The organism is Olleya sp. AS48, assembly GCF_038900355.1.
In the GTDB taxonomy this organism is placed as follows: domain Bacteria; phylum Bacteroidota; class Bacteroidia; order Flavobacteriales; family Flavobacteriaceae; genus Olleya.
The window spans coordinates 66,351-79,324 of the sequence record NZ_JBBMRD010000011.1 but is presented as its reverse complement, the minus strand read 5'-3'; the positions used below and the strand labels follow the sequence as shown (position 1 = coordinate 79,324).

Sequence of the window (12,974 nt, the reverse complement as noted above, 5' to 3'; positions counted from 1 at the left end):
AAATGATATTGAAGCAAAAGTAGGTTTACAGACTTAGACTGAAACCATTTAATCGCCAAAAGACACCTATAACCGACCAAATGTAAGAAAATGATTATTTTAACGACAAAAAGCTTTGACTTTAAACACATTAAAATGTTACAGCATTAAACTATCGACGTAGTTTATTGTAATAAAAAGCAGGAAATAACAATAAAAGAATAACTGGTTGTATTAAAAAACGACGAAGGTTAAAAAAGATATAATAGTTTTCTTGTTTTGGATCTAAAACAAAATACAAATAACACATTATCAAGACTATAAACGACACTAAATAAATTATACCTGAAAATGTTATCAAACTTTTTTCTTTAAAAAAAGCATATAATATAAGTAACGAAATTATTGTATTTAAAAAATATCTAAACGAGGTATTAACCACTAACTTAAACACTTCTTGTCTTGGAGAATCCATATATAAATAATCGTTATGAAAAAACAATAAATAGGGATCATAAAACAACTCGTTTTCAAACCACCTTATTAATGCCAAAAGGATAAATAAAAAAGCTACTATACCATATTTATACCATTTTTTCATCTACTTATTGATATTGGAAAACCGATTAACCCAAAACATCCAAAGTAAAAAAACCATTCCATAAATTATAGCAGGAAAAATAACTGTATGCAACTCTTCCTTACGCCAAGGATAATGGTATAATCCAATAGACAATATAACGATGCGTAAAAGATTAACTACATACAATAAGACACTACCTGATAATAAATATAAAACTGTTGTTTTAATTTTTCCTGAAAAAGCAACAATAAAAGAAACAAATAGAATAATTATACTCATACCATTGCAACCCTCTATAACCCTAGCCAAATACTTACCTTCTAGTATTAATTTCATCGATGGTTCATTTGGATGCGGAATAACTTGTGTCGAATATCCAAAATTTTCTAGTAAGTTTTTAGATTGATTAGCGACCAAATTAGTAATGTAATCGGGATAATACAGACTACCTTTTGAGGCGTCTAAATAAAAGTTATACGCCAGGGATAAAAATCCGTATACCAACAAAAAAGTAAGTATAAACTTGATTACTAGTCGATATTTTACAATTAAATCTTTCAATAAAAAAGAATAAATTTTAAGTTTTTATAATGGTTAAAATTACGTCTTTTTAAATACTTTTACCAAAATTTTCAAATAAATGGCTTTCGAAACTTTAAAACCTCAGATTGAAACTATTGTTTCCAATACAAATAACACTAGAGACGAAAAATTATTACAAATTTGCCAACTTCTAGATGATAACGTATCCTATTATAATTGGGTAGGTTTTTATTTTAAAAATGGAGATAAAAACGAGCTTAAACTAGGACCATACGTTGGCGCACCAACAGACCATACCATTATCCCTTTTGGAAAAGGTATTTGTGGTCAAGTCGCAGTTAGTAATCAAAATTTTGTAGTACCTGATGTTGCAGCACAAGATAATTACATTGCTTGTAGTATAACTGTTAAAGCAGAAATTGTTGTTCCTATTTTTGTAAATGGAGAAAATATAGGACAGATAGACATCGACTCCAACACACCTGATCCTTTTACAGAAGCTGACGAGCGCTTTTTAGAGTTTGTTTGTAGTAAAGTTTCAGAAATACTTTAGATGTTAATAACTACTTGTTTTAGTTGAAAAACCACTCAAGTTTTTCAACTAAAACAATTTCCTTTTACCTAAATTTGCTTGCTTATTAACACAACTATAATGAGCAACAAAACAATTAAATCTGCATTAATCTCAGTATTTAGCAAAGATGGATTAGAACCTATCGTTAAAGAGCTAAATAAACAAGGGGTAACCATCTACTCTACTGGTGGAACCGAAACTTTTATTAAAAACCTTGGTATTGACGTCGTTCCTGTAGAGGATGTGACATCATACCCTTCTATTTTAGGTGGTCGCGTAAAGACATTACACCCTAAAGTATTTGGAGGAATTTTAAATAGACAAAACCATGATGGTGATGTTAAAGAAATGAAAGACTTTGACATACCACAAATAGATGTCGTAATTGTAGATTTATATCCTTTTGAAAAAACAGTAGCTTCTGGTGCTTCTAACCAAGATATTATCGAAAAAATTGATATTGGAGGGATTTCTTTAATTCGTGCTGCTGCTAAAAACTATGCAGACGTCATTTGTGTATCTTCTGTAGACGATTATGCTGAATTTTTAGAATTAATTACTGAGAAAAAAGGAGATTTATCTGAAGCTGACAGAAAAGCATTTGCAGCCAAAGCATTTAACGTGTCATCGCATTACGACTCTGCAATATTTAACTACTTTAATGCAGACCAAACTATTCCTGCTTTAAAATTAAGTGAAACAAACGGTAAAGTCTTACGTTACGGAGAAAACCCACACCAAAAAGGATTTTTTTACGGAAACTTTGATGCACTTTTTACACAACTACATGGTAAAGAGTTAAGTTACAATAACCTTTTAGACGTAGATGCTGCAGTAAATTTAATTCAAGAATTTAAAGGTGAACAACCTACGTTTGCAGTTTTAAAACACAATAATGCTTGTGGATTTGCACAACGTGACACAGTATTAAATGCGTATCTAGATGCATTAGCTGGTGATCCAGTATCTGCATTTGGTGGTGTTTTAATAAGTAATACTGAAATTGATGAGGCTTGTGCTTCAGAGATTCATAAATTATTTTGTGAAGTTGTAATTGCACCTTCTTTTACTGCAGAAGCTGAAGCAATTTTAAAAGGTAAGAAAAACAGAATCTTGCTTGTTTTAAAAGACACTGATTTTGCTCCAACAACGGTTAGAACTTGTCTAAACGGAGTTTTAGTACAAGATAAAAATAATAAAACGGACCAAATTGAAGATTTAACTTATGTAACAAATAGCAAACCTTCTAGCGATGCTATTGATGATTTAATTTTTGCCTCAAAAATATGTAAGCACACAAAATCAAATACTATTGTTTTAGTAAAAAACAGACAATTATGTGCTAGCGGAACTGGTCAAACTAGTCGTGTAGATGCTTTAAATCAAGCCATACATAAAGCTATGTCTTTTAACTTTGATTTAAAAGATAGCGTCATGGCTAGTGATGCGTTTTTTCCGTTTCCGGATTGTGTAGAAATAGCTGGTAACGCAGGAATCACTAGTGTAATCCAACCTGGAGGATCTATCAAAGATCAATTAAGCATTGATTATTGTAATGAAAATAATATTGCAATGGTTATGACTGGTACACGTCATTTTAAACATTAATTAGTTTTATTTTAAAACGAAAGTATATCAAATAGCTAAAAGCTTCAGTTTAAACACTGAAGCTTTTTTTTATACCATTTGGCTCAATTTCCGCGAAAGCGTTAAACGTCCATAACTTGTTTTTTATCGTATCTTCTAATTGTGTGACAATTAATAAAATTTGTAAGGTATTAAATCCTTATATTACCATACTTTTATTACTTTTACTGCATCTTTTTAATAACGCCTTATAATTACAAATAACACATGGGATTTTTTGATTTCCTGACAGAAGAAATCGCTATAGATTTAGGTACTGCCAACACTTTAATTATTCATAACGACAAAGTCGTTGTCGATGCACCTTCCATAGTTGCACGTGACCGTATTAGCGGAAAAATCATTGCTGTTGGACAAGAAGCCAACATGATGCAAGGTAAAACGCATGAAAACATTAAAACTATTAGGCCTTTAAAAGATGGTGTAATTGCAGATTTTGATGCGTCTGAGCAAATGATAAGTTTGTTTATTAAAAATATTCCTGCGTTAAAAAAGAAATTATTTACGCCTGCTTTACGTATGGTTATTTGTATTCCGTCTGGAATTACTGAGGTAGAAATGCGTGCGGTAAAAGAAAGTGCCGAACGTGTAAATGGTAAAGAAGTTTACTTAATACATGAGCCTATGGCTGCTGCTATTGGTATTGGTGTAGATATTATGCAACCAAAAGGGAATATGATTGTGGATATAGGTGGTGGTACTACTGAAATTGCAGTCATTGCTTTAGGAGGTATTGTTTGTGACAAATCTGTAAAAATTGCAGGTGACGTTTTTACTAACGATATTATTTATTACATGCGCACGCAACATAACTTATATGTTGGAGAGCGTACTGCTGAAAAAATTAAAATACAAATTGGTGCTGCTACTGAGGATTTAGACCTTCCGCCAGAGGATATGAGCGTTCAAGGACGTGACCTTTTAACTGGTAAACCTAAGCAAGTACAAATTAGTTATAGAGAGATTGCTAAAGCTTTAGACAAATCCATTTTACGTATTGAAGATGCTGTTATGGAGACTTTATCTCAAACTCCTCCAGAGTTAGCTGCTGATATATACAATACTGGTATTTATCTTGCTGGTGGTGGATCTATGTTACGTGGTCTAGATAAGCGTCTGTCGCAAAAAACAGATTTACCTGTTTATATTGCAGAAGACCCTTTACGTGCTGTTGTTAGAGGTACAGGAATCACACTTAAAAATATTCCGAAATACAAAAGTGTATTGATAAAGTAGTAACAGAAACTGAATGCAACAAATTGTAAATTTTATACTTAGAAACAAATCGTTTTTGTTTTTCTTGTTGTTGCTTTGCGTTTCAGTAGGACTGACAATACAATCGCATTCTTATCATAAAAGTAAGTTTATAAACTCGGCTAATAATGTAACTGGTGGTGTTTATAATATAGGAAACTCGGTTAGTAGTTATTTTCATTTAAAGGAAGAAAATGACAAACTGCATGAGGAAAATACACGTTTACGATCTATATTAAATAATCAAGCGGAAAAGTCTGAGACCTTTATAGACTCGACCTCCTACAACACTAAATATAAGTTTACAACCGCAAGGATTATTAAAAATAGCTACGCGTTACAAAACAATTTTTTAACTATCAATAAAGGTAGTAAAGACAGTATTAAACCAGATTTAGGGGTAATTTCGTCTAAAGGTATTATTGGTATTATTGGTAATACTAATAGTAAATATGCAACTGTAGTATCAATTTTAAACACGACTAATAAAATTAGCGGTCAGTTAAAAAAATCAAATCAGTTTGGTACTTTAAGCTGGAATGGTAAATCACCAAGATATATTCAGTTATCAGATATTCAAAAAAATACAAAACTTAACAAAGGTGATACTATTATAACCTCTGGACGCTCTTCCATTTTTCCTAAAGGAATTTTAGTAGGTCAAGTTGAAGGTTTTAAACTAGATGCTACCAAAAATTACTACGAAGTAGAAATACTATTATTTAATGACATGACTAATCTTGAGCATGTTAGTGTGATAGAAAATAAGGATAAAAAACTAATTAATAATTTACTTCAATCTAATGAATAACCTACTATCTATACATACTGTAAGATTTGTTGTTCTTATATTACTGCAAGTACTTTTATTTAGTAAAATAAACTTTTTAGGTTATATAAACCCTTACATCTATATCCTTTTTATCGTTTTATATCCTGTTAAAAACAATCGTATTCTGTTTTTATTTATAAGTTTTTTAATGGGACTAATAATTGATATTTTTATGGATTCTGGTGGTGTAAATGCTACAGCTGCTTTGGTAGTTGCTTTTATAAGACCTGCTATTTTAAAGTTTAGTTTTGGAGCAGTTTACGAGCATCAAGCCTTAAAATTTAATAACATTGATTTTGGTCAAAGACTAACGTATATAACGATACTAACATTTATTCATCATTTTACTTATTTTTTATTCGAAATATTTAACATATCAAAAATAATTTTAGTCCTTCAACACACGTTATTCTCTAGTATATTCACAATAACGCTATGTATTTTGATAACTTCTATATTTAGCACAAAATCTAAATGAGAAAATTATTTCTACTTCTTTCTGTAATAATTGTAGGCCTTGTTTTTACTGGACGCTTATTTTACTTACAAGTATACAAAGCAACCTCTACAAATTTATACGAAGATAATGCGATTAGAAAAGTTTTTGACTATCCTAAACGTGGTTTTGTATATGACAGAAATGGTAAACTTTTAGTATCCAACCAACCATCATACGATGTCATGGTAATTCCAAGAGAGGTTAAACCTTTAGATACTATTGAGTTTTGCAATCTTCTAAAAATAGACAAGCAAACTTTTATTGAAAAATATAATAAAGCTTATAGATATTCGCCACGATTACCATACGTATTTGTATCGCATTTATCCAAAGAGGATTATGCTGTATTACAAGAAAAAATGCGTAAGTACGAAGGGTTTTATATTCAAAAAAGAAATTTAAGAAAATACGAAACAGCTATTGGAGCCAATGTTTTAGGAGACATTGGAGAAGTTAACAATAGAAATATACAAAACGACAGCTATTACCAATCTGGAGACTTAATTGGTAAACAAGGTGTTGAAGCTTCTTACGAGAAGACTTTACGTGGACAAAAGGGAATTAAATTTATACAAAAAGACAGATTTAATAGAAACCTTGGACCTTACCAAGACGGTATCCATGACACGTTACCAGAAGCAGGTAAAGACATAAAAATAACTATTGATGCTACCTTACAAGCCTATGGCGAGTTATTAATGACTAATAAACGAGGAGGTATTATTGCCTTAGATCCTAAAACTGGCGAAATTTTAGCTTTAGTGTCTGGACCTAGTTACGACCCTAATATATTGGTCGGTAGAGATCGATCAAAAAACTTTACAAAACTTTATAACGACTCCATAGCTAATCCAACTTTTGATAGAGGATTACAGGCACAATATGCACCAGGTTCTCCTTTTAAAGTTATTAACGCACTTATAGGATTGCAAGAAGGTGTTGTTAACCCAACCGAACAATTTAGTTGCAGAATGGGTTATTATTATAACGGTAGAAAATTACATGGATGCCACAGTCATAGAAGTCCTGTTGATATGAATTTAGGGATTTACGAATCTTGTAATGCTTATTTTGTAAATGTCTACAGACGTATCGTAGAAAAATATCCAAATACAGCCACAGGAATGGACGCATGGAGTAACCATGCTAAAAGTTTTGGTTTAGGTGATTATCTTGGATATGATTTAGTTGTTGGTAGAAAAGGACGCATTCCTGACAGTAAATTTTACGACAAATGGTATGGTAAAAATAGATGGAGCTCTACCTTTATGACCTCTAACGCAATTGGTCAAGGTGAAGTCGAAGCAACACCTATACAACTTGCAAATATGGTTGCAGCAATAGCTAATCGTGGCTATTTTATAACGCCTCATATTATTAAAGAAATTGAAGGAGAACCAATTGACGAAAAGTATAGAACACCAAGATATACTACCATTGACAGAAAACATTTTGAGCCTGTCGTACAAGGTATGTTTGATGTTTATAATAAGGGTACAGCAGCAAGTCTTCAAGTGGAAGGTATAGAAATTTGCGGGAAAACTGGGACTGCAGAAAACTATGCGAAAATTGATGGCGTACAAACTCAGCTTACCGATCACTCCATATTTGTTGCTTTTGCACCAAAAGATAATCCTAAAATAGCGATTGCTGTTTTTGTTGAAAATGGGTATTGGGGAAGCCGATTTGCTGGTAGAATGGCAAGCTTAATGATTGAAAAATATTTAAAAGGAACCATATCACGAACAGATTTAGAAACTTGGATTTTAACACATAGTCTAGAAAACGAATATGCTAAACCACAATCCGGAGCACCTTTTAAAATTAACAGAGAAACACAAATGCAAATTGTGCCTGCACCTACTTTAAAAGATGCCGACTTATTGCAAGAAGTGACACCTAAAATAAAAGATGAGGCAAACTGATAGATATTATAAATTTGATTGGTTAACAATCTTCCTATTTTTTATTCTAGTCATTTTTGGTTGGGTAAACATAATCTCTGCATCACATTCTGGTGAAGCGTTGGAGTTTACAAATTTCTCTCATTTTTACAGTAAACAACTTGTATTTATAGGACTATCTATAGTACTAATTGTTTTGGTACTCTCCATAGAGTCTAAGTTTTACGAGCGGTTTTCTAGCATTATTTATTTTATTGCCTTAATATCCTTAGCTGGTCTTTTTGTTTTTGGTAAAAATATAAATGGAGCAACATCTTGGTATCCAATCGGATCATTCACCTTTCAACCAGGCGAATTTGCTAAGGTTGCTACTGCGTTAGCTGTTGCTAAATATGTTAGCGATTTAAATACTGATATAAGACGATTTAGTGATCAACTAAAAACCTTTGCTATTATAGTTGTACCTGCTCTTTTAGTTTTACTACAACCAGATGCTGGAAGTGCTATAGTTTATGGTGCATTTTTCTTTGTTTTATATAGAGAAGGATTACCACATATTTACTTAATTATTGGTGTTTTATTAATACTACTATCTATATTTGCTTTAAAATTTGGAGTTATTAGTACACTATTAATTACTGCAATTGTAGTACTTACATACTATTTTACAAGAAAAAAGAAACCTTCTATAATACAACCATTAATTGTAATACTACTATGCACGTCTTTAGCATTTACTGTCCGTTTTTTTTATGAAAACATACTGCCTGATCATCAAAAAGATCGTATTACAGTTTGGTTAAGTTTAGAGAAAGATCCTGATAAACTAGAACGCATGAAAAAGACCGTTGCTTACAACCTTAACGAGTCTGAAAAAGCAATTAGTAGTGGTGGGTTTAAAGGAAAAGGCTTTTTAGAAGGAACACGCACAACTGGTAATTTTGTACCAGAACAACACACAGATTATATTTTTAGTACAGTTGGCGAAGAATGGGGTTTTATTGGTAGCTTCTTAACAGTCGTTGTATTTTTACTTTTAATTGTAAGAATATTAGTTTTAGCTGAAAGACAGAAGAATCAATTTAGCAGGATGTATGGTTATGCTGTAGGAGCTATTTTGTTTTTACACTTTTTAATTAATATAGGCATGGTTATGGGATTAATACCTACTATTGGTATACCTCTACCCTTTTTTAGTTATGGAGGTTCTGGACTTTGGGGATTTACTATATTAGTTTTTATTTTCATTAAGTTAGATTCTAATCGTATCAATCAATGGTAAGTCTAAATAATAATTAAACTTATTTAAGACTATATTTACTATAACCTAGACCAAAACAAAAGCCCTTTAAACATTAATTTAAAGGGCTTTTTAATATGACTTTATGTAGCTTATAGATTATAAATAAACCTTGCAGTTAAAAATCTTGGTTGTATAAAATACTCGCTAGTGCTAACTGAAAATGCTCCATTACTATTCTGTATTCTAGAATCTGTATCTAACAAGTTAGTTGCTTTTAATTCATATTCCCATTTACTATCACTAGTTTTACGGTAAGCTAAATTAGCATTCCATAATCCAAAACTATTACTATTACCATCAATAGTTTGACGACTATAAGTATAATCAGTTTTAAAAGTAAACTTTTTAAATATTAATGCGTCAAACTCAACAGCTGGTGCGTTAGTATATATTTTAGTAGTTCTATCTCCTTGAACACTGTTGTTTAAGCCATACGTATAGCGTAACTCAAAATTAGGTGCTTCTCTGAAGTTTGAACGCAACTCTGTGGTGTAACTTTGGTTATAGTTTTCGTTAACCGAAATTTGAGTATTAATAAATTGATTAAACTTAGAATAATTAAATGTACCTCTTACACTGGCTTGTAACTTACCAAAACGTCTCTGAAAACGTCCACTAGCACTTAAACTTTCATCCTCTAAGCCAGAATTATATGGTGTACTAGTTCTAATAACTGATCCAGGTTGAAACTCTGATACGTTTCTAATGTTATCAATATTCTTAGAATAATTTATAAATGCAAATACATTAGTATAATTAAACATATTAAAACTAAAGTAGCTTAAGTTTATATTATGTGATAATGCACTTTCTAGCTCTGGATTACCAATAAACTGCGAGTTATAATTATTTAAAACTAAACCTTGAGCAAACTGATTTACATCTGTAAATTGGGTTTGCATTTTGTATGATAAATTTAAGTTTTCAGTTCCTTTTAATTGCACACGTACATTTAAATCAGGAAGCACTCTAAAAAAGTTATCTTTAGTTGTTGTGTTAAATTGATCATTAACTGCACTATAAGCATGCGCAGATAAACCTGGGCTAATAGTAAATTTACCTGTTTTAAATCGGTAATGCGCACCAAGATATATATCGCTAAATGTATATTTAATATCGTTTATATCTGACACTCCTGGTATTGATGTGTTGGTGTCAACCTCACTACCATCATCCAAAGTCTGAAACACGTTAGAATCAAACTGTTGATTACTATATATTGTACCAACAGTAAAGTTAATATCACTTTTTTTGTTTAAAATATTCCAATAGTCAACCTTAGCATCTAACTGATTGCTCTTAACACGTTTTTGTTGATTTACATCGTAAGAAACCTGAGTACCATCTAAACCTAAACCTACTGCAGTATTATCAAATGGATCTGCCGAACTTGTTGGATCATTTTGTAATAGTGCATTATAAAAAGGATCTTCATCTTGTAATAAATGTTGAACAGATAATGCAAAAATATTATCTTCATCCATAGTATAATAATAATTCAGGTTTTGATTTATTTTATACGGATTAGTTTCTTCAAATTGCTCAATTGCGCCAACAACATTAGAAAAAGTTCCGTTAAATTGCTGATCCTTAGAGGTACGTCCAAGTATGTCATAATCCAATTGATTATTAGCATTTGGCTTATACTTAGCACTAAATTTAACTAGTCCTAAATCGCTTTTTTGTTGCGTATTACTAGCTGTAGTTTCATCCGGAATCCCTAATGTCTGATCTGTATATAAGACTTGACTGTCTTCTTGTAATTCAATTCTGCTACTAGCAAAAATCGCAAATCCACTAACGTCCAAAACACTTGTTGGCGAGTAACTAAAGTTAGCTGCACCAAATTTGGTATTTAAACTTTTAGCTTGATTATTTTGAAGTTGTCTAAAGCCCAAATCGTTACTTCCTAAGCTAATATTGGTTCCGCTTTGTTGGCTAGGTTGTTGGAAACCACCTGAGAAATTAAAAATATCTCGTCTAGATAATGCCAACTCTCCAATGTTATTTAAGTCACCAATAAAGTTGATACTTTTTTTAGGGCTATAGTAAAATAACTTAGGTTGTGCTAAGTACAACTCGCCACTACTAGAGTCTCCTGCTCCAGCTGTTACTGTTCCAAACCAAAAGTTTTTCTTACCTTCTTTTAATTTAATATTAATAGCAATATTATCTTGATTATTAGTCACACCACTTAACTGTCCAACTTCAGAATAGTTTTTTAACACTTGTACTTTATCAATAGCATTTGCAGGAATATTTTTTGTCGCTAATTTAGTATCACCATCAAAAAACTCCTTACCATCAATCATGACTTTACCAACCTTTTTACCTTCTATTTCTACCTCACCATCATCATTAACCTCAACGCCTGGCATTTTCTCTAATACATCACCAAGTTTACGTTCTGTTCCGTTTTTAAAAGAATCTGCATTATAGGTTATTGTATCTCCACTAATGGTAACAGGCATTTCGTAGGTGATTTCAATTTCATCTAAACTATTGTCCATAGCCATTACATAATCTTTAAAAAGATCCGCTTCCTTAGTTTGAATGGTTTCAGAAATTTGTTTCATTCCAATATAACTAACCTGAATGCTATAAGAAGAATTAACATCTAAATTTAATTTATAACGTCCTTTATCATTAGTGATAGAATACGCTTCCAGTGTTTTTGTTGCTTGGTTTATAGCAACAACATTAGCTAACTCTAGTCCATATCCTGTACTATCCTTAACGACACCTTCAAACTTGACTTGAGCAAAAGTGGTACTTACTACTAAAAATAGAAGTGCTGTAAATAAGTGTTTCATTTGTTATTTTTGATTGGTTTTTATTGAAAAAAATTAATTTCTACCTCTTCCACCACGTGATCTAAACATCTCGCGCATTTCTTCCATTTTTTTCTTTACAATGTCCTGGTATTCTTCCATAGTCACTTCTTTACCTTTGGTTGGTTTTTTAATTTCGTTTTTATCAGAAGGATTCATAACAATTTTAGAACATAAAATAGTTGTTCTACCTGCATTAACCTCTAATATTAAACCTGGAAGTCCCCAATATTCACCAGGACCACTATTAACTGGTATGTCCATTGTGTACCATGCAGTCACTTCAATTTCTTCTGGAATTTCAATATCATCAAATGGATCTTTTGGTGCATCAGTTTTAGTGCTATCTTTTTCTACTTCTGCAACTTCTTTATTATCGTCCTTCTTTTTATCTCTATCATTTCCTCTTCTTCTCATATTTGTCCAATCTGCAGCGTCTACTTTTTTAGTAGCAGTTGCTTTAAAAGCGGTGTATTTACCGATCTGCTTAGACTCGCCACTCATTTTCCAATCTAATTTTACTAAACTATCTTTAATTAAAAATTGCTTTCCAAAAAACTCTTGGTCATGTAATAGTACGTTTTCTTTTACATCCTTATAGATTGTTCCAGCAGCCATTCCACCCATCATAAAACCTCTTCCTCCACCACCAGGAGCATCTAATGCTTCATCTTCTTTATAAGTAGATTCTGATTTATTAAAATCTAGTATAAATGTCTTTTCAAGCATTGTTTTCATACGCTCCATTATCATTTTTTTTCGCTCTGGACTTAACTCACGACCACCAAAATTATCCATATCCATAGTCGTTTTTGACATGTAAGTTGCCTGACCCTGAAAAGCATCTTGCGCAAAAACACTTGAAGTGATAATCAATACTAACAGTGTTGCTAGATTTTTAAAAGTTGATTTTAATTTCATTTTATTTAAATTTTATTGTTTGATATTCCACACTTTAGACTCTTATTTTTACAGATAGTTTAATCTATAACAGATAAAAGTTACTAATAAAAATATTAGTCTAC

At 31.6% G+C, this 12,974-nt stretch carries 11 protein-coding genes; 7 read left to right on the top strand and 4 right to left on the bottom strand.

Features of this window, described 5'->3' with window-relative positions; genetic code table 11:
* Nucleotides 1-151 precede the first annotated feature (151 nt).
* A complete protein-coding gene (locus WNY60_RS13270; protein ID WP_145003318.1) occupies nt 152-580 on the bottom strand; it encodes an exosortase F system-associated protein in 429 nt (142 codons plus the stop codon).
* Nucleotides 581-1,123: an exosortase family protein XrtF gene (gene xrtF / locus WNY60_RS13265; protein WP_145003321.1), complete on the bottom strand. Its 543-nt coding sequence runs from the start codon at nt 1,121-1,123 to the stop codon at nt 581-583.
* 79 nt (nt 1,124-1,202) lie between these two features.
* Here xrtF and WNY60_RS13260 point away from each other — a divergent pair, with 79 nt between their 5' ends.
* From WNY60_RS13260 to rodA, 7 genes are all read left to right on the top strand, one after another.
* On the top strand, nt 1,203-1,658 hold the full coding sequence (locus WNY60_RS13260) for a GAF domain-containing protein (RefSeq protein ID WP_145003324.1): 456 nt from the start codon (nt 1,203-1,205) through the stop codon (nt 1,656-1,658).
* 99 nt (nt 1,659-1,757) lie between these two features.
* Complete coding sequence (gene purH, locus WNY60_RS13255; RefSeq protein WP_339809187.1) at nt 1,758-3,287, top strand: bifunctional phosphoribosylaminoimidazolecarboxamide formyltransferase/IMP cyclohydrolase; 1,530 nt, start codon at nt 1,758-1,760, stop codon at nt 3,285-3,287.
* Nucleotides 3,288-3,533: 246 nt separating this feature from the next.
* Nucleotides 3,534-4,562: a rod shape-determining protein gene (locus tag WNY60_RS13250; RefSeq protein WP_028283484.1), complete on the top strand. Its 1,029-nt coding sequence runs from the start codon at nt 3,534-3,536 to the stop codon at nt 4,560-4,562.
* 13 nt (nt 4,563-4,575) lie between these two features.
* A complete protein-coding gene (gene mreC / locus WNY60_RS13245; RefSeq protein WP_342862634.1) occupies nt 4,576-5,391 on the top strand; it encodes a rod shape-determining protein MreC in 816 nt (271 codons plus the stop codon).
* A complete protein-coding gene (locus tag WNY60_RS13240) occupies nt 5,384-5,890 on the top strand; it encodes a rod shape-determining protein MreD (protein WP_342862633.1) in 507 nt (168 codons plus the stop codon). The genes mreC and WNY60_RS13240 overlap by 8 nt, the downstream gene beginning before the upstream one ends.
* Nucleotides 5,887-7,836, top strand: coding sequence for a penicillin-binding protein 2 (gene mrdA, locus WNY60_RS13235; RefSeq protein ID WP_145003333.1), 1,950 nt, complete (start codon nt 5,887-5,889; stop codon nt 7,834-7,836). The genes WNY60_RS13240 and mrdA overlap by 4 nt, the downstream gene beginning before the upstream one ends.
* A complete protein-coding gene (gene rodA / locus WNY60_RS13230; RefSeq protein WP_292942756.1) occupies nt 7,823-9,097 on the top strand; it encodes a rod shape-determining protein RodA in 1,275 nt (424 codons plus the stop codon). The genes mrdA and rodA overlap by 14 nt, the downstream gene beginning before the upstream one ends.
* A gap of 110 nt (nt 9,098-9,207) precedes the next feature.
* Here rodA and WNY60_RS13225 read toward each other — a convergent pair whose 3' ends face one another.
* Nucleotides 9,208-11,931: an outer membrane beta-barrel protein gene (locus WNY60_RS13225; RefSeq protein ID WP_342862631.1), complete on the bottom strand. Its 2,724-nt coding sequence runs from the start codon at nt 11,929-11,931 to the stop codon at nt 9,208-9,210.
* A 33-nt stretch (nt 11,932-11,964) separates the two neighbouring features.
* Complete coding sequence (locus WNY60_RS13220; protein ID WP_145003342.1) at nt 11,965-12,870, bottom strand: GLPGLI family protein; 906 nt, start codon at nt 12,868-12,870, stop codon at nt 11,965-11,967.
* Nucleotides 12,871-12,974 lie beyond the last annotated feature (104 nt).